The sequence below is a fragment of the Butyrivibrio fibrisolvens genome (genome assembly GCF_023206215.1).
Classification (GTDB): domain Bacteria; phylum Bacillota; class Clostridia; order Lachnospirales; family Lachnospiraceae; genus Butyrivibrio; species Butyrivibrio fibrisolvens_C.
In genome coordinates, this window is the sequence record NZ_CP065800.1 from 1,222,522 (window position 1) to 1,247,044 (window position 24,523).

16 protein-coding genes are annotated in these 24,523 nt (G+C 38.9%); 14 read left to right on the forward strand and 2 right to left on the reverse strand.

The genetic code is table 11. From position 1 onward, the window contains the following. The first annotated feature begins 22 nt into the window (after positions 1-22). Positions 23-1,198, forward strand: a complete 1,176-nt coding sequence (locus I7804_RS04985) for a radical SAM protein (protein WP_022756344.1) — start codon at positions 23-25, stop codon at positions 1,196-1,198. 112 nt (positions 1,199-1,310) lie between these two features. Here the strand turns inward: I7804_RS04985 and I7804_RS04990 are convergent, their stop codons facing one another. Next, positions 1,311-4,235 (reverse strand): YfhO family protein, encoded by a 2,925-nt coding sequence (locus I7804_RS04990; protein ID WP_248405238.1) that lies wholly within the window; start codon positions 4,233-4,235, stop codon positions 1,311-1,313. Between the two features lie 321 nt (positions 4,236-4,556). Between I7804_RS04990 and I7804_RS04995 the strand changes: the two genes are divergently transcribed. The 4 genes from I7804_RS04995 to I7804_RS05010 all read left to right on the forward strand — a co-directional run bounded on the left by I7804_RS04995 (position 4,557) and on the right by I7804_RS05010 (position 10,561). After that, positions 4,557-5,873, forward strand: coding sequence for a nucleotide sugar dehydrogenase (locus I7804_RS04995; RefSeq protein ID WP_248405239.1), 1,317 nt, complete (start codon positions 4,557-4,559; stop codon positions 5,871-5,873). Positions 5,874-5,962: 89 nt separating this feature from the next. After that, the gene (locus tag I7804_RS05000; protein ID WP_248405240.1) at positions 5,963-7,432 is read left to right on the forward strand and encodes a hypothetical protein; all 1,470 of its coding nucleotides are present in this window, start codon (positions 5,963-5,965) and stop codon (positions 7,430-7,432) included. Positions 7,433-7,484: 52 nt separating this feature from the next. Continuing rightward, complete coding sequence (locus I7804_RS05005) at positions 7,485-8,456, forward strand: glycosyltransferase (RefSeq protein WP_248405241.1); 972 nt, start codon at positions 7,485-7,487, stop codon at positions 8,454-8,456. A gap of 224 nt (positions 8,457-8,680) precedes the next feature. After that, complete coding sequence (locus tag I7804_RS05010) at positions 8,681-10,561, forward strand: DUF6020 family protein (protein ID WP_248405242.1); 1,881 nt, start codon at positions 8,681-8,683, stop codon at positions 10,559-10,561. 17 nt (positions 10,562-10,578) lie between these two features. Here I7804_RS05010 and I7804_RS05015 read toward each other — a convergent pair whose 3' ends face one another. Next, positions 10,579-11,307, reverse strand: a complete 729-nt coding sequence (locus I7804_RS05015) for a hypothetical protein (RefSeq protein WP_248405243.1) — start codon at positions 11,305-11,307, stop codon at positions 10,579-10,581. Between the two features lie 174 nt (positions 11,308-11,481). On the opposite strand from I7804_RS05015, the gene I7804_RS05020 reads away from it, so the two are divergent. The 9 genes from I7804_RS05020 to I7804_RS05060 all read left to right on the forward strand — a co-directional run bounded on the left by I7804_RS05020 (position 11,482) and on the right by I7804_RS05060 (position 24,518). Further along, positions 11,482-12,456 (forward strand): SDR family oxidoreductase, encoded by a 975-nt coding sequence (locus tag I7804_RS05020; protein WP_022752707.1) that lies wholly within the window; start codon positions 11,482-11,484, stop codon positions 12,454-12,456. Positions 12,457-12,594: 138 nt separating this feature from the next. Continuing rightward, the gene (locus I7804_RS05025) at positions 12,595-13,368 is read left to right on the forward strand and encodes a DUF2334 domain-containing protein (RefSeq protein ID WP_248405244.1); all 774 of its coding nucleotides are present in this window, start codon (positions 12,595-12,597) and stop codon (positions 13,366-13,368) included. 175 nt (positions 13,369-13,543) lie between these two features. Next, complete coding sequence (locus I7804_RS05030) at positions 13,544-14,989, forward strand: glycosyltransferase family 1 protein (RefSeq protein ID WP_248405245.1); 1,446 nt, start codon at positions 13,544-13,546, stop codon at positions 14,987-14,989. Between the two features lie 30 nt (positions 14,990-15,019). Further along, entirely contained in the window at positions 15,020-16,414 is a 1,395-nt protein-coding gene (locus tag I7804_RS05035; protein WP_248405246.1) for a glycosyltransferase, read from the forward strand. Between the two features lie 78 nt (positions 16,415-16,492). Beyond that, positions 16,493-17,605, forward strand: coding sequence for a glycosyltransferase (locus tag I7804_RS05040; RefSeq protein WP_248405247.1), 1,113 nt, complete (start codon positions 16,493-16,495; stop codon positions 17,603-17,605). A gap of 3 nt (positions 17,606-17,608) precedes the next feature. Continuing rightward, on the forward strand, positions 17,609-19,579 hold the full coding sequence (gene asnB / locus I7804_RS05045) for an asparagine synthase (glutamine-hydrolyzing) (protein ID WP_248405248.1): 1,971 nt from the start codon (positions 17,609-17,611) through the stop codon (positions 19,577-19,579). An 86-nt stretch (positions 19,580-19,665) separates the two neighbouring features. Beyond that, positions 19,666-20,976 carry a glycosyltransferase gene (locus I7804_RS05050; RefSeq protein WP_248405249.1) on the forward strand — a complete coding sequence of 437 codons (1,311 nt, stop codon included), beginning with the start codon at positions 19,666-19,668 and terminating at the stop codon, positions 20,974-20,976. A 51-nt stretch (positions 20,977-21,027) separates the two neighbouring features. Then, on the forward strand, positions 21,028-23,079 hold the full coding sequence (locus I7804_RS05055) for an asparagine synthetase B family protein (RefSeq protein WP_248405250.1): 2,052 nt from the start codon (positions 21,028-21,030) through the stop codon (positions 23,077-23,079). Continuing rightward, complete coding sequence (locus tag I7804_RS05060) at positions 23,076-24,518, forward strand: MBOAT family O-acyltransferase (RefSeq protein ID WP_248405251.1); 1,443 nt, start codon at positions 23,076-23,078, stop codon at positions 24,516-24,518. The genes I7804_RS05055 and I7804_RS05060 overlap by 4 nt, the downstream gene beginning before the upstream one ends. Positions 24,519-24,523: the final 5 nt, after the last annotated feature.

The window sequence follows — 24,523 nt, forward strand, 5'->3', positions numbered from 1 at the left end:
GATATGGAGATCTAGAACCAGTATGAAGAAATTAAACGGAACAGTAATTGTTACATATAGATGTAATGCCCGTTGCAATATGTGCAACAGGTATAAAGCACCCTCTCGTCCTGATGAAGAGATATCGATTGAGACAATCAAAAAGCTCCCACCGATGTATTTTACAAATATTACAGGAGGAGAGCCTTTTATAAGAGAGGATATCAGAGAGATTGTTGCTGAGCTTCGTAAGAAAAGTGACAGAATCGTTATCTCTACTAATGGATTTTTTACAGATCGTATCATTGCTCTTTGCAAAGAATTCCCTGATATAGGTATACGTATTTCGATTGAAGGTTTAGAGCAGACCAATAATGAAATAAGAGGCCTTCCTGATGGATTCAACAGAGGTTATACTACGCTCAAAAAGCTCCGCGAGATGGGACTTAAGGATGTTGGATTTGGTATGACAGTTCAGGATAGAAATGCTGCAGACCTTGTACCTTTGTACCAGCTTTCTAACGAGCTTGATATGGAGTTTGCTACTGCATCACTTCATAACAGTTTCTATTTCGTAGAAGCCAAGAATATCATCAAAGACAGACCTATGGTTGGACAGAATTTTGAGAATCTTATCAATGAGCTTCTTAATTCCAATAGTCCTAAGAAATGGTTCAGAGCTTATTTTAACCATGGTCTTATTAATTATATATATGGACAGAAAAGGCTCCTTCCCTGCGATATGAGTTTTGATACCTTCTTCATAGATCCTTACGGTGATGTAATGCCATGTAATGGAACCAAAGACAAGGAAGTAATGGGCAATCTTAATACTCAGACCTGGGATGAACTTTGGAATAGCGAAGACGCAGAGAAAGTGCGTGCCAAGGTAAGGCATTGTGACAGAAACTGCTGGATGATAGGATCTGTGTCACCTGCTATGCATAAATATATATGGCAGCCTGCACTTTGGGTAATCCATCATAAGTTCCTTAGATTCTGGAAAAAGAAAAAGTACAGTATGTATGAACTTAAAGTAGTAAGAGACTATAGAGATGGTAAAGTAACCAAAGAGCAGCTTGATAGATGTAGCACATGCGATTTCAATGCAGTTGTAAACAACGGATTATCAGCAGCTTCACAGGAACAGCTTAGGGATAAGACCGGAGAACAGATCGTTGCAGAAGATATTGCAAGACAGACCTCGAAGAATAATTGAGATTCTTGCCAAAAGTGCGATGATGTAGAAACCAATAGTATAAGAATAAATAATCTAGTAATAAAACCTTGGACTACCTGTTATTGTGAGAGGTAGTCCAAGGTTTTTCTTTTCAGCGCAAGTTTGTTTTCTTAGACGGATGTCTGCCTGTGGCTATAGGAACGATAGTTATTGTGAGCCATAGCAGCATACATAATATTGATATGATCATGCCGGCCTTTAATCCCGGAGTCTCATACTTAAGAGTTATCGTATGCTCCCCGGCAGGAATGTATGCTGCCATATACATTATATCTGCCTGATACAGCTTGGCAGGTTCTTCGTCAAGTAAGAGGCTCCAGCCGCTACTATATGGAATACTAAGGAGCATCAATTTGTCAGTATCTGAAGTTATATTGCCGGTAATAGTATCAGTAGCGTAGGAGTAAGTGCTGAGGTTCATATCTACATCTGTCATTTGATACTGGAAGTGTGATGAGAGATTAGCTACAGCTGTATCAGCCGGCTGACATACAACTTTCAGCTCATCAAGTGAGTACGATCCTTCATTCTGGAATGTTATCTTTATGGAAGTCACAGATGATGCATATCCGAAGTTAACAAGATAGTCATGCCAATCGCTTCTGAAAGAGAAATATTCTGTGTAGTAGTATAACTGCTTTGAAGTAACAGGACTTTCTCCATTGAAGGATTCGAACAGTATGGGCATTACTATGTCTGCATTGTGATTTCCATAGAAGCCATTGATCGAAAGATATGTTTCACAGCCGTTAAGTCCGTCAAATGTAAGTGTTATTGATGATCCGCTCTGTGCTTTTATCTTAAGATCTGTAAGACTTGTAACATCTGCTGACATAGACATATCATTGCCATCTGCATCAGTAAGCGATATGCCATCTGATACGGAGATGCTGTAAGGAAGATCCTGATAGGAGTAAGTAATGTCTGTATTCGTTATAGAATCATTTATTATAGATTCTGCCTCTGCATCAGGAAGAACTATAGCTTGTGTCAGAGCTTCCTGGCGCTGGGCGAGGTTCATTTCTTCAAACTGTGATTCTGTTATATATCCGGAATATGTGATTCCGGCTGACATTGGAAGCACGTTCTTAAATATTTTGATAGCAGGTGGATATGCATCTTGCGAGAGCTCTGTCATCTCTGCAAAGCCATAAGGTACATACATATATTGGCCATCATCATATCCGTTGGCACAGTCGTATCTTACATTGGCAAGTGCAAGCGGGATGAATCTGTCATCCAGCCCAAAGTATGCAAAGCTTTGATCTTCGAATATTCCAAGCTTGTTAAGGTATGAGGATACATAACCGTTAGCAAGAGAGAAAGCAAATTGTGTTGATGAATATCCATATGGCATTGAAGCATTGTAGTTTAGTGACAGAGTCTTACCTATACCACTATATCTTCTGATGCTGTTGTCTGAGACGTTTTGGCTATTATCAGAGATCATAGCGTTATCAACGTAGGATACTTCGGTATTTTTTGATGCAGCAACATATTCTTCAGGGGTCATCTTGTCCCAGAATTCCTGCGGAAAAGAGCCCTGTGTTACAGAGTATCCAAAGTTTATATTTATTATTACTGATATGATGGCTATTGCCATAGTAAAACATCCGGCTATTTTGCATTTTGACCTTATAACAAGTATCATTGCAAGGCATATACACAAAAGGACCATAGAATATACGACATTTCTTTTGTTTGGAGTGTCGTTTGTTACAAGATATCCAAGCTTGTATTCTGCAACTATAAGAAGAGCAGTAACTGTAGCTATGATAATAAACTGTTTTTTGGAAGACTGTAATATATCTTCAAATACGCTTACAAGTGTCCATCCTGCAAGCATTGCTATAGCATAGCTCCAGCGGTTATTGGAATAAGAAAAGCCGTTGAATATCTTGCCAAATACCGGGAATATAAGCAGTACTATAGTAAGAAGCCATGTGATCTTAAGACGCAGGTGTCCTTTTACTGCTATCATAAATATAATTCCGACAATGAGAGCTACAGATAGTCCAAGCGCTGTGTCATTCATGGGATTGTTATAAAAAGCAGCAAGGTCGCCAAAGAGCATTTTGTAATAGTCGCCACTATAGAAAAGGCTCTTAGCATAACTTATACCATTTCTGGAATTCCCTGTAAAAGCCATTGCAACAGGAAGAAGTATGGTAAATGCCATACCTATTCCGCAAATAACATAGGCAATAGCTTTAATAAAAACAGATATTCCAAAAGTAAAAGGAGAGCCTTCTCCAAACAATATCTTATGAGAAGATACTAATATTTCATCTTTAGAATAGTTCTGTATAAAATATGAAAGTCTGAAAATAAAATAGGCAGTTGCAAGTATTGCTTCTGTATAGAAAAAGTAGTAGTTACTTATTCCTGCAAGAAAGATGGTGAATATGAGAAATGATGGCTTGTTGTCGTATAAGTATCTTTCTATGCCAGTAAGTATAAGAGGGAATACTACAAGAGGAATTACAAAGAATGGATGCAGCATTCCGATATATATGACCATACCGCTGAAAGCATAGGATATTGTAGCTGCGATGATCACAGATAGCTGTGGGATGGCATAACCTTTGACAGTCTCCTTGTTATAATGAATTCTAGTAAAGCAATATATAACAAATGAAAGACCGGCAAGATAAGGTCTTATCATAATAAGTGCGCTGTAAAGATATATAACCTTAGATGAGTCGATAAAGGCAGCGGGAAGAACAAGAGGATCTCCAATTCCATAATATGCAAGTGTAGATACAATATCACTTCCATAGCCTATACCGAATGCGAATGCACCCGGCATATCAGCATTTGTAAATATACCTGCAACAAGATCGTGAAGCCATCTGGAATAGTATTCCATGGCTCTGATATGCTGACGCCAGCCATCTCCGTTATAAACAAGACTTTTGCCCTGATCTTTAAAAAAGTGCATCAGAAAAGCAATGATAACTATGTATAGAACTGTATAGATTAAAAAGGTGTAAATAACTGATGATTTCTTTTTCAATGTAAGCTCCTTTTTTTATGGCGGATTTCTGTTTACATACCATCATGCGATCAGCGGTATGTGAACCCCCACCTAATAAGAGTATCATATAATAGGGATAAAAAGTTGGTGTTTTTAAATAATTGAGTTATAATGATTGATGCTGTAAAAAGCAAATTTTACATTTGGATTTATACATTGAAAAGTTGGAGAATTTGCTTATATGAGTTATAATGTTCACGGTCATATGAAAATTTACTTATCAGCTAATGATAGGATGACAGGTGAAAATAAGTTTTGATGATAATATACACTATATATTAAATCTCGGAGGTTTAAATCATGGGTTTATATGAAAAACTCCTTTCAGGAGAAGAGAAGCTCTCTCTTGTAGGACTTGGATATGTTGGTATGCCTATAGCAGTAGCATATGCTAAGAAGATCAAGGTTGTTGGATATGACTTCAACGCTGCTAAGGTTGATCTTTATAAAAAAGGAATTGATCCAACCAGAGAAGTTGGTAATGATGCGATCAAGGAGACAACTGTAGAATTCACAGCTGATCCTGAGAAGTTAAAAGAGTGTAAGTTCCATATCGTAGCAGTTCCAACACCTGTTAACGATGATCATACTCCTGATCTTACACCTGTAGAGAGTGCCAGCCACACACTTGGTAAGTACCTTACAAAGGGTTCTATTGTAGTATACGAGTCAACAGTATATCCGGGAGTTACAGAAGATATATGCGTACCGATCCTCGAGCAGGAGTCCGGACTTAAGTGCGGAGTTGACTTTAAGGTTGGTTATTCACCGGAGCGTATCAATCCCGGTGATAAGGTTCACAGACTTGAGACCATCACTAAGATCGTATCAGGTATGGATGAAGAGACTCTTGAAGTAGTTGCTAAAGTTTACAGCCTTGTTGCTCTTGCCGGCGTATATAAAGCAGAGAACATCAAGACAGCAGAAGCTGCTAAGGTTATTGAGAACAGCCAGCGTGATATAAACATTGCATTCATGAACGAGCTGTCCATGATCTTTAATCGTATGGGAATTGACACTCAGGCTGTACTTAAGGCAGCAGGAACTAAGTGGAACTTCCTTAACTTCAAGCCGGGTCTTGTAGGCGGTCACTGCATCGGCGTAGACCCATATTATCTTACATACAAGGCTGAGGAGCTTGGATATCACTCACAGATCATCCTCTCAGGTCGTCGTATCAATGATGACATGGGCAAATATATTGCAGAGAACTGTGTTAAGAAGCTTATTGCCAATGATATAGCAGTAAAGAGTGCTAAGGTTGCTATCCTAGGATTCACTTTTAAAGAGAACTGCCCTGATACACGTAATACCAAGGTTATCGATATCTATAAAGAGCTTGGCGAGTACGGAATCACTCCTGTAGTAGTTGATCCTCAGGCTGATGCAGATGAAGCTAAGCGTCTCTATGGTATAGATTTTGATTCTATGGATGCTATTAAGGATATGGATGCAGTTATCGTAGCTGTAGCACATGAAGACTTCACATCTTTCACAGCTAAGGATATTGCAGGATTCTTTGATCCTAAGCACAGCACAAAGGTATTCCTTGATATTAAGGGTATCTATAACAAGAATGATTTTACTAAGCCTGAGTTTGATTACTGGAGACTGTGATCAATATATTGGTAATAGATCAGGTTAAAATATAAATTAAACAATACCGGTAAGCTGAAATAATATTTCAGGTTTGAAAGGAATAATACATGAAAACATTTACTAAGAAAAAAATCCTAATGATTGCCTGTTACATTATTGTGGCATTACCGGTATTTGTCTCTATATTCTATACTCTTCCAAATGCTGATGACTTCAGTTTTCCTGTTACGCTTAGAAATCTTATGGAAAATATGAATTATTTTCAGGCGGTTTTGGTAAATTCCTATAAGAATTATATGGGCTGGGAAGGTACATATACCGGGACTTTCCTTGCTGATACAATTGCATATGGGATAACATTAAATCTTACAGGCCTTCACATAGTACTTGCTGTTAACTATGTTTTATTTCTGGCTGGAATAATCCTGTTTGTCAAAAAGCTTCTTGAATTTGTTTTTGGAATAGATAAAGAGAGTATTCTCTTTATGGTGAGCCTTTTTACAGAAGTATCAGTACTTAATATGAGCAATTTAAGAGAGCTTATCTACTGGCTGGATGGAGCGGTATTCTACACAGTTCCTTTTATCTGTACATTATTTGGCACATATCTGCTTATGATATGGAATGGTTCCAAAAAGACTTCATATCTTGTTTTTTCAAGCATTCTTGGATTTATCGCATCAGGCGGATCACTTGATATTGTAGTATTTAACTGCGGATTCTATTTTGGAATATGCTTTGTATACTTGCTTGATACAGGTAAGCTTGTTGATAAGTACTGGATACCATTTGCATTTGCACTTACTGGAGGCTTGTGCAATGCTGCAGCGCCGGGTAATTTTAGAAGACATAGCTTCATGGAAGATACAAGTATTAATCCTATCAGCTCTTTAATAGATTCATTCGCACTTATAGACAATTATTATAAAAGATTACTTACTATACATATATTAGGAGTGTTAGTAGTTTTATGTATAGTGGTCATATGGACGGTGGGAATTAGCACGATATCAGCCAAGAAACATACCCTGCGCCGAATTGTTCTCTTTGCAATATATGCATTTTTGCTTAACGTAATAAGCGTATTCCCTGTTCTTACAGGATATAGTATATCTGATCTTGATAGCTGTCTTAGAGCTTTGAATGTCAGTGAGACAGGCGTTACTTTGGCTATATTCCTGAGCGTGTCTTCTCTTGTATACTGGGTAGCCTGCAGGTTTAGAATTCATTTTAAGGCCAGAGAACTTGCTATTGTATGTATATGCCTCATGATGGTAGCAATAAATGGCGGATATCTGCAGAAAATGACAGAACTTAGCGGCGATATGACATACCAGGCTATGTCAGAACTTGCCAGTGGCAAGATGCGAGCTAATTATAAGCAGTATAAAGGCTTTCTTGAAATATTAGAAGATGCCGAAGAAGGATCAGATGTAGTACTTAGCGGAGTGGATTATGGAGATACTATAATTGCACTTACTAAGCTTGATACTACAAAAGGTGAGTGGGAAGCTGCTTCTGCTTCTTCGTTTTACAAAGTGAAATCTATAACACTTAATCTTTCTAATAATGAATGATGTTATAGCAGATATAAAGTTAAGTGTTTAGTTGTGTGTGGGAGATTGCTTGATGAAGTCAATATCAAAAATATCATTTGTGATTCCATGTTATAGATCAGAAAAAACAATCGGCGGTGTCATTGATGAGATAGAGTCTGTTATGAAAGGACTCAGTAAATATTCATATGAGATAATATGTGTTAATGATGGCTCTCCTGATAACACAGGCGGAGTTCTTGAAGAACTTAGTAGCCATGATGAACATATTGTCTTTTGTGAGCTTGCCAGAAACTTTGGTCAGGATGGCGCTCTTATGGCAGGATTTCATCTTGTTTCAGGAGATCTTATAATATGTCTTGATGATGATGGACAGAACCCTGCGGATTATATTCCTGATTTTATCAACAAGATAGATGAAGGTTATGATCTTGTATTCGCCAAATACAGAAAACGTAAATTCAACTGGATCAAAAATGCCGGAAGTGCATTTAACCGCTGGTGTAGTATACATCTTACAGGCACACCCAAAGATATATATATCAATTCCTATTTTGCGGCAAGACGATATGTCATAGAGGAAGTCAGAAAGACAAGAAATCCTGCGCCTTATGTTTTAGGACAGGTTAGTACAGTGACTCGCCGCATGGCCAATATTGATGTTGAGCATAGAAAAAGAGAAGTTGGTCATAGTAATTATTCTATGAGCAGGATGATCAAACTGTGGGCGGATAATCTGTTTGCTTTTTCAATAATCCCGATTCAGATATCCAGATGGATAGGCGTAGTATTAACCTTCTTTGGATTTATATTTTTGATATACACAATTATAATGTATTTCTTTGATCCTACAGTTCCGCTTGGCTGGAGTAGCCTTATGTCTGTCATGCTCATATTTGGAGGCATAATACTTCTGGCTATAGGAATAATGGGAGAATATATTGGACGTATCTATATGCTTGGCAATAAAAATCCTCAGTTTGTAGTACGCGAAGTTATAACAAAGAATAAAGAAATCACTATATCTCGAGAAGATGATGAATAACTGCGATGATAAAGGTTTGAAAATGGTATATTTTCAAACCTTTATCTATATACAGAACTGTATATTAATAGATCGCATAGTTTATAATTGGTAAAAAGACTTATAGAACAATTCGGTAGTCATAAGGTGCCAAAAGGAACTTTTGATATCTACATCATAATATATGAGTAAGCTGGCTGACAATGGATACGGTCATATGGTTATGCAGCAACATGAGGTTTTGTATGAGTGATGAGTTAAAGATGAGTAATACATCCAAAACGAGTAATAATTTAATGGTTATATTCTTATTACAAGCATTTATTTCAATATGGGCTATTGAAAGTCTTGTAAATGTAGGTGCCCAGAATATAGTAGGGCTGGTACTTGTTGCAGCTCTATATCTGCTATATAAAAAGGAGAATGATATTTCGAAAGGCTATAACAGGAAAATGTCTTTTGTTATATCAGCATTCTTTAGCTTTTTATACACTTTCTATAACTGTAATGAACTTAGATCCCAGTACGATAACAGGCTATTTCAGGTTATCGTACTGCTTGTCGTATTTACAGGATTATTATTTCTTTTTTATCATGCAGTGAATGCAGTATTTACGTGGTATCTCTTAGGTAGAGCCCATGAAGTAGTATTTAAATGCAAGGAATGTTCCAATACTTCAGATGAGGCTATGTCTGAGCAAAAGGGCTATAAAAGTATCATTTTGGTGTTAAAACATATTTTTACAAAAAGAGTTTTTCTGTGCTCATTCATCATATGCCTTATCTTCTGGCTTCCCGGATATCTCTATGAATACCCGGGTATTATAACTCCTGACAGTATCAATCAGATAGAGCAGACACTAGGCCTAGTGCCGCTGTCCAATCATCATCCCATCGCGCATACGCTTCTTATAGGTCTATGCCTTAGGCCGGTGTATGCTGTTACAGGCAATATCAATACTGCAATAGGCTTCTATACACTTGTTCAGATGATACTTATGGCACTTATTGTGGCATATAGTATCAATACCTTAAGGCTTACAGGATTAAGACTTAGATGGGTATATCTTGCTCTTTTGTTCTATACAATAATCCCTTTTCAGTGGGTATACATGGTCACTATGTGGAAAGATGTTCTGTTTGCAGGATTTGTAATGCTCTTTGCCGCAAGTTTTATAAGGCTTGTGGGTAGTAGCGCTCCGCGATGTGATCTTATCATCCATTTCATTGCATGTGTAGGAACTGCTCTATACAGAAATAATGGTTTATATGCTTTCTTTTTGATGATTCCTTTTATGTGCATCTGGGGACTTAAAGCTTTGAGAAAGAGAAAAAACATGCTTATTACCTGGGGGCTGGCTCTTATAACTATCATTGTCATAAGATATCCAGTAATGAGCTTATGCTCAGTTGTGCAGCCTGATTTTGTCGAATCTCTGTCTATACCGATACAGCTCTTTTGCCGGGTGCTTGTAGAAGATAAGGATCTTGGAGCAGAAGATACGCAGATGGTTGATAAGATAATAGATACCACCTACATACATGAGCTCTATGCATATGATTTTGCAGACAACATGAAGGAACTCTTTAAGGCAGGACATCCTGATTACCTTCAGGAGCATATATGGGAATACGCCGGGCTTTGGATCAGGACAGGCCTTAAATATCCAAGCCTTTATATAGATGAATATAAAAATATGACCTATGGCTATTGGTATCCGGATAATCCTAAAGGAGAAAATTATTACGTAGTAGCAGAAAATGACGGAGTATGCGATAACGCACTTGGTATACAGCGTAGGTGGCTCATTTACGGACTTCCTGCTAATCTGTGGCTTAAGACAAGAGAGATAGGCATTAAACTTGCAGATATGATACCGGGATATGGAATGCTTTATTGCATGGGATCTACATTTTTTATTTTATGTATTGCAATCGGTATTATTTTATCAAAAGAGAAAAGAGGCATAGTTATGCCCCTTCTCCTAGTTTTTTTGGGTGTATGTACCGTGCTTATAGCAACACCTGTTGCTGCGGATTTTAGATATACATATTTTATGACAATGATGATACCTTTTATTATCACTTTACCGGCAGTTGATATAATCAGTTCCAGAAAGCTATAAATCATTTCTTGAAAAAACTATGGCCATGGAGTTATAGTTCCGTTAAGGATAAGACCATTTACTCCAAATAATTGTAGTGCGATCTTGTCACTTTCTGAAATACGGATGGTTCCATTAGTGGTTGTATTAACTTCGATATAGAGACCGTTTTCTGTATTGAAAGATTGACCAAGCTGAAGAACTCTTATCTGTCCATTATCTGAATATACAGAAAACTGTGCGATGGGAAGACCATCTGCAGTGTAGAAAAATCCGGTTTTGTAATCATTAACGAGTATAAGATTACCAACATTACTGTTCAGATATGCGACGGGGATTGAATCTATAAGAGAGGCTGTATCTAATTCTGAATCAGGATTGTAGATAAAAACGTCTTTTACACCAACATATAAGTCTTTATGATAGTCTGTAGTTCCATCTAGGTAAATATATACAGTAAACTCATGAGCTGTTTCGTCCTTACCCACATGAACCTCAAGATCAAAACCAGCACCGGATTCTTTTAATATGACATAAGTATTAGAACTGTGTGCTCCTATAATATAGTAGCTTACAGTATTTGTTGCATGTACGCCAACACTGTCATAACCACCTTGTTCGATATACATATTGTAGGATGTAAGATAGAAATCTTCAGTATTATCATAATGCTGTGCTAATTCTGCTCTTGAAGTAAAAGTTATAGATGTCGCCAAAAGAAAAATAGCAGTAATTGTAATGATACATTTAAAAAGACTATTTTTCATGTTTCAAAACCTCCTAAACTTACAATAATAATAACTAAATAGTCATCGATACATTTATCGGGTGATGTTTAAATAATATTTACAATGTAATGCTAGCGCATGGAAACATCGTGTTGACTTGTATGGTATAATATTATGGCTATATTATGATTTAGATATAAGGAGCAATGTTTTATGAGTTACGAACAGCTAGTCTTCCCAGAGGGAAGTACATTTCTTGTTACCGGTGGTGCGGGCTTTATCGGATGCAATATCACAGAAGCTCTTCTTAAGAAGGGATGCAAGGTACGTGTACTTGATAACCTTTCGACAGGACATATAGAGAATATCAATCCATTTATGGATAACCCGAACTTTACATTCATCCAGGATGATATCAGAGACCTTGATGCATGTATGAGAGCTACAGATGGAGTAGACTTCGTATGTCACGAAGCTGCATGGGGATCAGTTCCTCGTTCTATCGAGATGCCGCTTCTCTATGAAGACATTAATATCAGAGGAACTCTTAACATGATGGAAGCATCCCGTCAGAACGGCGTTAAGAGATTTGCATATGCATGCTCATCTTCTGTATATGGCGATTCTACTAAGCTTCCCAAGAGAGAAGATCAGGAAGGCAATCCTCTTTCTCCATATGCTCTTACCAAGCAGACCAATGAGAAGTATGGAATGCTTTATAAGAAGCTTTACGGACTTAACACATACGGCCTTTCATATTTTAACGTATTTGGTCGTCACCAGGATCCTAACGGCGCTTATGCAGCTGTTATCCCTAAGTTCATCAAGCAGCTCCTTAATGGCGAGCGTCCTACCATCAACGGAGACGGTAGACAGAGCCGTGACTTTACATATATTGACAACGTAATCGAGGGTAACCTCAGAGCATGCCTTGCTCCGGAAGATGCAGCCGGCGAGATGTACAATATAGGCGCAGGTGGAAGAGAGTACCTTATTGACGTATACAATGACATCTGCGATGCTCTTGGAATGAAAGTAGAACCTATATTTGGGCCTGCACGTGCAGGTGATATCCGCGACTCCAATGCAGATATTTCCAAGGCTAGAGAGAAGCTTGGCTATGATCCTTCTTATGATTTTGCTAAGGGTATCAAGCTTGCTATCGAATGGTATAAAGAGAATCTATAAGATAGTCTGTACAAAGATAATTATAGATTTACATCTATAACTGTTTTGATAAAGAATTTATATAACTACGAGTGATATACACGATTTAGATTAAATGTGATAAATGATCATACTCGTAGTAGAGATCAGAGGTTACTAATGAAGATCGCCATCAGGCTTGATGACATAACTCCGGACATGAACTGGAGCAATTTTGAACGCTTTAAAAGCCTTCTTGATAAATATAATATTAAAGCTCTTCTTGGCATAGTTCCGGAGAACCGAGACCCTAAGCTTATGATCAATCTTCCAAAGAGAGACTTCTGGGAGTATATCAAAGACTTAGAAAAAGATGGCTGGACACTTGCTATGCACGGCTACCATCATGAATATACAACTCATGATGGAGGCCTTCTTCCTCTTAACAGGAATTCTGAGTTTGCAGGACTTCCTTTTGACAAGCAGGACAGAATGATAAGAAGTGGCAAGATCCTTCTTGAAAAGAACGGGATCACCACTGATATCTTCATGGCACCGTCACATTCTTATGATATGAATACTATCAAAGCCCTTAAGAAGAACGGCTTTACAGGTATCACAGACGGATTTGGTAATGCTCCATATATGTGGGAGGATATGGTCTTCTATCCAATATCTTTCAAAAAGAGTCAGACACTTAAGTCCAAAGAAGACGGCTGCGTAACCTTCGTAGTTCACACCAACACCATGACAGATAGAGACTTTGAAGCATATGAGAAGCTCCTTGCAACCAGAGAGATAGTATCCTATTCAGAGATGCTTAAGCTAAAGCCGGTAAAGGCAACAGAAACAGACCGCTTCAAAGAAAAACTCATGGCAACTGCTAAGTTTCATTTAAGGGAAACTTTAAGATTAAGTAGTAATATAAAACGATATATAAAAAAGCGTGACTAAAAAGTACTAGAACTTTTGAGCACAGAAGTTACTGATATAATCCTCAGGCGTAATCCGTACGAGGAGTGCCCAGGGGCGCAGCCCCTACGACGAGTGGCAAGGTAGCCCGAGGATTATATCAGTGACTTCTGTGCGGCACAACGTAGTACATAACACCCATTAACAGGAGGCATACATGCCGCAGGATTTTGATATAAACAGCATACCGGAAAGAAAAGAAAAGCCTATCAGGGTCCTGCATGTGTTCGGGCGTCTGGGCCTCGGCGGTGCAGAAAGCCGCATTATGGATCTTTACAGGAACATTGATAAAAGTCAGGTTCAGTTTGACTTTTTGGTACACTCAGATGCACAGCTTCCAAAAGGAGTTAAGTATTCATCAACAGAACTTATGAAGGTCAGAAAGCCGGAGTACTTTGATGAAGAGATAAAAAGGCTTGGAGGCAATATCTACGTGGTACCAAGACTTAACTCCAAGAACATGCTCTTATATAAGGGTTATATAGAAAGCTTTTTTAAAGCCAATAAAGGCAAGTGGGCTGTAGTACAGGGACATATGACAAGTACTGCCGCCATATACCTTCCTATAGCCAAGAAGTACGGCGCAGGTATCACAGCTTCTCACGTTAGAAGCGGCGGAACAGACCCGGGACTTAAAGGAAAGCTTACTGAGTTTTTAAGGCGCCCTTTTAAGAAAGAAGGAGTCTGCGACTATTACCTCTCATGTACAGAGGCTGCAGCAAGGCATGTCTATGGCGATGAGCTGGTAGATGCAGGCAAAGTCAGAATCATACCTAATGCAATAAATGTTGATAAGTTTGCGTATAGTGAAGATATAAGGAACAAAATAAGAAATGAACTAGGGATATCCAATGCCATAGTCATAGGCCATGTGGGAAGATTTCATTATGCCAAGAATCATGAATTTCTTATTAGAGTCTTTGCCCAGATGGTTCAGCTTATAAGAGAGGATGACAAGGGCAGATATACACTCATTTATGGACTACCACTTCGCCTTATGCTCCTTGGAGAAGGGCCACTCATGGAGGATACCCGAAAGCTTGTTCATGAACTTGGAATGGACAACAGAGTTCTTTTTCTAGGGAATAAATCCAATGTAAGTGACTACTATCAGGCTATGGATTACTTCTGCTTCCCTTCACGCTATGAAGGACTTCCGGGTACTGTTGTGGAAGCGCAGGCAGCAGGCCTTCAGTGCCTTGTATCGGATTCCATAACTACTGAAGTTGATATTACAAGGCTTGTAAGTCGTATGTCCATAGAGCTTGATCCAAGGCAGTGGGCGATGAAAGTCTTAGACGACCTCGTTCCAAGGATGGATGTATATGCTCACGAAGTTCCGGATGAGCGATTTGATAATGCCTTTGACAGAATATATGATAAAGATCAGGGATTTGGAAGAATCTCTGATGGAATGGGGAAAGTGCTTGTAGACCTTCCTGAGGATCACCCTTATGACAGGGCTCATACTTCCGGCTATCTGGCAGATGCTATTATTAAAGCCGGATTTGATGCAAAGACTCAGGCAGTGATGATGACTTACTTCTACAGACATGGTTCATTTAGGGATGATGCCACTAGAAACTTAAGAGAAGTACCGTAAGCACAAGTATAGAAAGAAGAGCGTTTTAAAATGAAGAAACTAATGTTGATCACCCCTATGCTTCACCAAGGCGGATTTGAACGCGTATGCGTGACAACCGCAAGACTTATGCAGAAATATTATGATGTTACAGTTCTTATCTTCTCAGATAAGGATATCAATTATGATGTCACAGGTCTTAATATAGTAAATATCAATCTTCCTGCAAGAAAAGGAAAGTATGCCAAGGCTATAAACCTTATAAAGAGAGTTATCAAGGTAAGACAGCTCAAAAAAGAACTTGGTATAGATATCTGTTATAGTTTTGGCTCTTCAGCCAACTATGTTAATTCCCTTTCCAAGGGCAAAGAGAAGGTGTTTACAGGACTTCGCTGCTCTACAGATATGGAATCTCCCAAGCAGGTCAAGCTCTTTTGCAGTAAGGCTGATCAGGTTCTGTCCTGTTCCAGAGAGATAATGAGACAGCTCAGCACAGAGTATAACTATGACAAGAGTAGCTATATCTATAACCCTCTTGATGTTGCTGCCATTAATATCCAGGCCAAGGAGAAGATTGATGATCTTCCCTTCGGACTTACACAGAATAGAGAAGATATCATAGAGAGCAAGAAGAGAGCAAAGGCTAAAGCAGATAAGGCATCTGCTAAGAAGGCTGACTCTGATAATCCCTATGAAAAGGATAATAATAACGGAAGCCACCATATAGAGTGGGATGTATCATCTGATGCTCCTTTAAAGATAAAGAGAGATGTAAATAAAGATAATAAGCAGGAAGAGGAAGAAGACAAGAGGATCAGACTTATCGTATCCGTAGGAAGACAGGATTATATCAAGGGATTCTGGCATCTTGTTAAAGCTTTTTCTATAGTAGCTAAAGACAATGACAATGCGCGTCTCATGATCCTTGGAACCGGCGACTGGACACCTTATTATAAGCTGACAGAGGATCTTGGTATTAAGGATAAAGTTGCATTTATGGGAATCAAGAAGAATCCTTTCCCATATGTTGCAGCATCAGACCTCTACGTACTCTCATCAAACCATGAAGGCTTCCCTAACGCTCTTCTTGAAGCCATGGCACTTGGTAAGCCCTGCGTAGCAGCTGACTGTAAGACAGGACCTAGAGAGATCGTATTATCAGAAGATGAGTACAATGATCTTCTTAAGATAAGACCGGATGGAAGCTCTACAGACAAGGCTATCGAAGGTGAGTACGGAATACTGGTACCTGATATGAATGAAAATGAGGACTTTGATTCCAAAGTTATCACTGTTGGTGAGAAAGCACTTGCCCGTGAGATCAACAAGATGATATCTGATGATGATAAGCTTGAAAGATTTGGGATAAAAGCAAGAGAACGTGCTGACTGCTATCAGCCTGAGAAGTATAGTGCAGAGCTTAATTCTATTTTAGAGAAGCTCTAATGGTATTAGATAGAGAAACACAAAGATGATAAATAAATATAAGATAGTTATTGACCCTGAAAGGTCATAAGGAGAAGTATGCCTAAAATAGCATTTCATTTAAACTGTCTGACACATGGCGGTGCAGAGAGAGTGGTAACCAATCTAGCAGGTCGCTTTGCAGATGCAGGCTACGAAGTAGTTGTAGCAACCGAATGGATAGATGATAACGAGTATGAACTAAATCCTAAAGTTAGGCGTGTTAATATAGGCCTCACTACGGATGATGAGAAGAAGGGACGAATATATAAGTATATAAGGCGTATTAGATATCTTCATGAGTTTATGATAAATGAAAAACCAGATGTACTTATAGCATTTGCTAAACTTGCGTTGTTTAGGGCTTTAATGTCTTGTAAAGGAACAAATGTACCAGTGGTTATTTCGGTTCGAAATGACCCGAGAACATATTATATTGGACCAAGAAATGCTTTTCTTATAAAGAGATATATAGGGAGGGCTGCCGGAGCGGTATTCCAGACAGAAGAAGCAAGAAACTTTTTTCCGAAAGCTTTGCAGAATATCTCTAAAGTTATTTTAAATCCTATAACCCCTAAATATATAAAGGCACCTGATACTGGTTACAGAGATAAGCTGATTGTCAATGCTGCTAGAGTAGTTGGATTTAAGAATCAGGAAATGCTCATATATGCTTTTGCAGATGTTTATGACAGGCATCCAGATTATAAGCTTAAAATATATGGAGCCGACTCCGGAGATGGTACTTGGCAGAGACTTGAAGAGGCAATAAGGGAGACTCACCTTGATGATGCAGTAGAGCTTATGGGCCAAAGTGACAGCCTTGAAGAAGATCTTAGATGTGCAAGTGTATTTGCATATCCGTCTAACTATGAAGGAATGCCCAATTCACTGATGGAAGCTATGGCACTTGGACTTCCTTGCGTAGCAACCGACTGTCCTTGTGGAGGCCCAAGAGAACTGATACAAGACGGTATCAATGGTCTGCTGATACCAGTCAGAGACAAAAAGGCGCTTTCAGATAAAATATGCTGGATGATAGAACATCCGCAGGATGCTCAGAGGATGGGGCAGGAAGCTAGGAAGATATCTGAAAAAGCAAGTCTTGATGCAGTATATGAGCAGTGGAGAATTTATCTTGATAAGGTTATAAAAAGCGGGAAAAGACAATAACATATGTGCGGAATAAGCGGATATATATCAAGAAACAGAATAACAGAAGAAGAACTTAGGATCATGAATGACACCATGATCCATAGAGGACCAAATGACAGCGGGGTTGAGATATACCCCTTTAAAGATGGCTATAATATAGGATTTGCCCAAAGACGTCTTTCGATTCTGGATCTCTCACCACTGGGACACCAGCCTATGCACTCTATAGATAAGCGCATAAGCGTAGTCTTTAATGGTGAGATTTATAATTTTCTGGAGTTAAAAGAAGAGCTGTCGGATTATCCTTTTAAGTCTACTTGTGATACTGAAGTTATCATCGCATCATACCTTAAGTGGGGCGAGAACTTCGTAGACCATATCCATGGTATGTTTGCAATAGCACTTTTTGATAGAGAGACTGACAATGTATATCTTGTTAGAGACAGAATTGGCAAAAAGCCTCTCTATTACTGGAAAGATGGCGATAACCTTGTTTTTGCATCTGAGCTGAAGCCTATTATGAAATGCCCGGGATTTAAAGGCGTTATCAAGAAAAGTGTCATAGCAAGATACCTCTATCAGCAGTATATTAATGCTCCTGATAGTATATTTGAAGATGTCTATAAGCTTGAACCTGGTGCAGTCCTTAAATTCCACCTTGGAGATATAAGCATACGTAAATACTGGGATGTAAGAAAAGCTTATGAAAAGGGGACTTCAGATCCTGTAACTAATTATAATGAAGCCAAGAGCGAGCTTAAGAGGCTTCTAAAAGACTCTGTAGCAAAGCGTATGATAGCAGATGTTCATCTTGGAGCATTCCTTTCAGGAGGATATGATTCAAGCCTTATAACAGCTATAGCTCAGGATATATCAGATAAGCCTGTTAAGACTTTTACCATAGGATTTAATGAGCCAAGATATAATGAAGCAAAGTTTGCTAAGAAAGTAGCAACCCATCTTGGTACAGAGCATACAGAACTTTATATTGATGAAAAAGAAATGCTAGGTCAAGTCTCCAGTATTGCCAAGTACTATGACGAACCATTTGCGGACAGTTCACAGATTCCTTCGATGCTTGTGTCTAAGCTGGCTAGAGAGAAAGTGACAGTAGCTTTGTCTGGAGATGGTGGCGATGAATTCTTCTGTGGATATAATATTTACTCTAAAATCTTACAGGCACAGAAACTGGACAAGCTTGGTGCAATCGTTCACACAATAGGTCAGTTACCTTTTGGTGATAGAAGACTTATTGATAAGATGCCAATGAGTGTACGTGCCATTGCAAGAAATAGGGATAAGGAAACCAAGGTTCAGTTCGCATCTGACTATTATATATTATCTGCCCATGCTTTTGTTGATGGCATTGAGAGCTTTGATGCACTTATGACTTTTAATGAGTACAATAAGATCTACATGGATGAGATGTTAGGAAGCGGCGATAAGACTATACAGCTTCCATGCAAATATCCTATAGAGAGCGGATATCCTCAGGATAACTGGCAGGTACGCCGTATGCTCCTTGATATGGATACATATCTTCCGGGAGATATCCTGTGCAAGATGGACAGAGCTTCAATGAAATATTCACTTGAAAACCGCTGTCCTATCATGGATACATCTGTTATGGAGTATTCATATCGTATAGCTCATGAGTTCAAGTATCATAATGGTGACAAGAAGCATATACTTAAAGATATAGCATATGATTATATCCCCAAAGAGCTCCTTGATAGGCCTAAAGTTGGCTTTGGCGTACCTCTTGATAAATGGATGAGAGGACCACTACTTGAGCAGCTAAAGACATACAGTAGTCCCGAGTATCTAAAGAAACAGGGAATATTTGACGCAGATTATGTTTCCAAGTTTATAAATAATTATCTGACAGTTGGAGATGGCGGACCTGCTTCAGGCGCCAACTATTCCAAGATGTCATGGAGCTTCTTGGTATTTCAGCAGTGGTACGACCAGTTTATTGTAAAAGGAATGTGATTATTTACTGCCTTTAGAACTACTATAAAAATAGCATTACATGAAGAGAAATTTGAAATAAGAAAAGAAGGGAAATCATTCTGTATATGAACTATAGCAAAATAAATAAAAAGCATATAGCAATGTATATAGGTTCCCTTCAAAAAGGCGGAGCAGAGCGCGTTATGGTAAACCTTGCAGAGTATTTCTGGTCAAGGGGATACCATGTGACTCTGGTTACAACTTATATTGCATCTACAGAATATGAAGTACCTCATGCAGCTTGGAAAGTGACCTACGGATTATCTGATGATGAACAGGGCTCTGAGAGCTTCAATACTGGAAACAGTAATAGTATCGGTAATAAAGAAATAATTGATAAAAAAATTGTTGATAAAGATATTGTTAATAAGAATATAGAAAATGCAGTAATCGTTGATAAGCCTGGTCAGTTTCAAAAAGTTGACCTATGCGGCGGATTAGAAGGCGGTATAGACAGAGTCTTTACAGCTATTGATGATACAGGCCTTGGAAGAGCCAAGGCTTTTGCACTTCGCTTTAAAACGTTACAGAATGCCTGGAAGCAGATAGGACCTGACCTTATCCTCTCATTTATAGGTAAGAACAACATCATGGCTATAATGACAGCAAAGAGCCTACATATACCAGTTGTGGTGTCAGTAAGAGCTAAGTTCGAAATGGAGTATCCATCAAAGTCAATGATGATGGCTATGAAGTATTCTTTCCCTAAGGCAGCAGGAATAGTCCTTCAAAGTAAGGGCGCAGCTTTGCAGCTCCCTGACAGGCTTAAGAAGAAAGTAACAGTCCTTCCCAATTCCATAAACCCTGTATTTATTAGAAAGCCCTATCAAGGTGATAGAGATAAGACCATAGTTACCGTAGGAAGGATAGATGAGAACAAGAATCATAAGCTTATCATAGATTCTTTTGCCTCTATCAAGGATGAATATCCTGACTATAAGCTCCTTATATATGGCGATGGACCTGATAGAGTAAAGCTCACTAGTTATGTATCGGATAAAGGCTTTTCTGATAAGATCATATTCGAAGGAAGCGTACCGGACGTAGCTGACAGAATCGAAAGAGCCGGGATGTTCGTACTCTCATCAGACATGGAAGGCATGCCCAATGCCCTTATAGAAGCCATGAGCCTGGGACTTCCCTGCATCACTACTGATTGTATGTATGATACATCAGAACTGATACAGGATGATATAAATGGTATAGTAGTACCAAAGGGTGATATAGCTTCTATGACTAGAGCTATGAAGAAAATGATAGACGATAATGAATATGCAAGAAGACTTGGAAATAAGGCTTCAGAGATTCAGAATGAAGTAGCTCCTGATGTGATCAATAGAAAATGGGAAGATTATTTTGTGGGTATTATGAAGTGAAATAGGCATAATAATTATAAACTTAACTTGTATACCAAGAGGAATACTAACATGTGCGGAATTTGCGGATTACTTAATTATAAAGGAAATGCAAGAGCTGCAATTGCAGCTATGAATTTACATATGAAAGATAGAGGCCCTGATGCAGACGGTATCTGGATAAGTCCTGAGAGCCCGGTGGCTTTTGGCCACAGGAGACTTGCCATCAGAGACTTATCAGCCAACGGATCTCAGCCTATGAAGTCTCATTCAGGCAGATATATCATGGTCTACAATGGTGAGATATATAATGCAGGTGCGTTAAAAGAAAAGCTCATAAGCGATGAAGTCTGCAAGGAAAGCGACTTTAGAGGAACCTCTGATACAGAGATACTTCTTGAATATGCAGAAAACTATGGTCTATATGATGCCCTTCGTATGAGTAAGGGAATGTTCGCAATAGGACTTTACGATGTGAAGACAGGAAGACTTCAGCTTGCAAGAGACCGTGTAGGTGAGAAGCCTCTTTACTATGGCTTTATAAACCATGAAGTATTTGGCTTTGCGTCAGATATCGGATGCTTCACAGAGCTTCCGGAATTTGAGAAAAAGATCAACAGAAGCGTTCTACCACTATATTTTAGTCATGGATATATTCCTGCTCCTTACAGCATATATGAAGATATCTATAAGCTTGAACCCGGAACAATCCTTACAATAGATGATCCCTATGGATATTTTAACCCTGTAGAAGATGGCGATCTCAAGGAATATTACAGATCATCCAAAGCAGGTAGAAGCTTTAATGCAACTAACTATTATGAAGGTCATACCTACAAGGAAGTCTATGACAATATAGACGAACTCTGTCAGGATACAGGTCATGCCTATACTATATTCTGGTCCATGAAGGAAGCTGCTCTTTATGGTCAGAACAATATATTCCAGGGCTCTGAAGCAGAAGCAGCAGAGGAACTTGAAAGACTTATAAAAGACTCTGTTAAGGGTCAGATGGTAGCAGATGTTCCGCTTGGAGCCTTCCTTTCAGCCGGTATAGATTCAAGTACTATAGTATCTTTAATGCAGCAGGTAGCTCCCGGAAGAGTCAAGACTTTCACCATCGGTATGAAAGAAAAAGGCTATAACGAAGCTGAGATTGCTAAAGAGATAGCGGGAATCCTTGGCACAGAGCATACAGAGATGTATATAGATGATGCAGATGCCAAGAGAGTTATCCCGGATATTCCAAATATGTTTGGTGAGCCCTTTGCAGACAGCAGCCAGATACCAACTTATCTTGTAAGTAAGATGACACGTGAGCATGTAACAGTATCTCTGTCAGGAGATGCGGGAGATGAGCTCTTTTGCGGATATACATCATACAGATCTATTGAGAGGATTTGGGGCAAGATGGGCAGGATACCTTATCCTGTAAGGAGAGTAGCATCAGCTGTAACTACTCCGTTTGCAGGATTCAGTGATGTTGCCAAGATCAAGGCAGGTCTTCTTGGAGCTCGTAATATAGCAGATCTACACATGATAGAGTCAGACCCCTGGAGATATGGCAGGAAGATAACAGATATAGACAAGAACCCGCCGGATGGAAGATGGAACAATAAGTTGCTCTATGCAGGCAATACACTTAATCATTTCCTTGCAGAGACCAATCATGAGACAATGCTCATGGATATGACCATGTACCATCCTGACGATATCCTCACCAAGGTTGACAGAACAGCCATGGCAGTATCACTTGAAACAAGAGTGCCTCTCCTTGACAGGGATATCATAGAGTTTGCATGGACGCTTCCAACTTCGTACCTTCGTGATAACAAGGTTGGCAAAAAAGTCCTTCGTAATGTCCTTTATAAATATGTGCCAAAAGAACTTATGGACAGACCCAAGAAAGGATTCTCTATTCCGATAGACCAGTGGCTTAGAGAGTCTGAACTTAGATCCTGGGCAGAGAGTCTTATAAGAAGGACCAAGATCAAAAGACAGGGATATCTTAATGCAGATGCTGTTCACAAGATATGGGACGACTTTATAAAAGGCGGTGAATGGAAGCCTCAGATCTGGTACATCCTTATGTTCCAGCAGTGGCTTGAGGACAATAACCTATGAGTTTTAATTCCTATATTTTTATATTGTGCCTTCTTCCGATAAGCTTTATAGGATATTTTGCGCTCAGCCGCAAAAAACAGGAATATGGCCTTTTATGGATGGCTGCTTCATCACTTGTCTTTTATGCATGGGCAGGAATATCCATACTTTTACTCTTTAGCGCAAGTCTGATCCTTAATTACATATTTACGCTTTTTATAAAGCGGAGTAATTCTAAGCTTATACTTGCTTTAGGCATTATTCTGAATGTGATCTTACTAATATACTTCAAATATTCAGAATTTTTAGTTCAGAATATTAATGCCTTATTTAGTACAGACTTTATTTTTAAGAATATAGCACTTCCTCTGGGGATCAGCTTTTTTACCTTCACGCAGATATCATGGCTGGTTGATACTTATAGAGGCGAGACAAGGGATTACAGTCTCTTTGAGTATGTACTATTTATAAGCTATTTCCCAAAGATGGCAGAAGGCCCTATAGCACTTCATGGGGACATACTGCCTCAGTTTAGAAATCCTGCCAAAAAGACTGTGGATTATGACAATATATCCCGCGGCATCATGATATTCGTACTTGGATTATTTAAAAAGCTCATGATAGCGGATATTCTTGGCAAGGCTGTTGACTGGGGATTTAATAATGTTCCTGATCTGTATTCTATGGATATATGGATCGTGATGCTGTGCTATACACTGCAGATATATTTTGACTTTAGCGGATATTGCGATATGGCAGCAGGTGTATCACTTTTGTTTAACATAGAACTTCCTGTCAACTTTAATTCTCCTTACAAGGCGCTTTCTATCACAGATTTTTGGAAGAGATGGCACATATCACTTACATCTTTCCTAAGAAAATATGTGTATTTCCCGCTTGGAGGCAGTAGGAAAGGCACAGTCAGAACCTATATAAATATGATGATTGTATTTATAATAAGCGGAATCTGGCATGGTGCTAACTGGACCTTCATACTGTGGGGAGCACTTCACGGAGCATGTCAGGTACTTCACAGGATATTTAGAAAACCTTTTGACAAGATATTTGCACCTGTCAGATGGTTTATCACATTTTTGTTTGTGAATATTGCATGGCTGTTGTTCAGGGCAGATTCTGTAGCTCAGTGGTGGTACATGGTCGGCAAGGCCTTTGGTATCAAGTACAGGACCATGCATGAAGAGCTGGTATCGGTATTCAAGATACCAAGACTTAGATCTGTGCTGAGTGCTATCGGGATATCATATTCGGATATTGGCGTGTATGTTTTTGGTATGGTACTGATGCTCATATTATGTATGTTCATATGCCTTGTACCAAGGAATAACCTTGAAAGGCAGCACAAGACTAATTTATGGACACTTGCGGTGACTATGGTTTTATTTATGGTATGCCTCTTGTCACTGTCTAACGTGACATCGTTTTTGTATTTTAATTTTTGACAAAC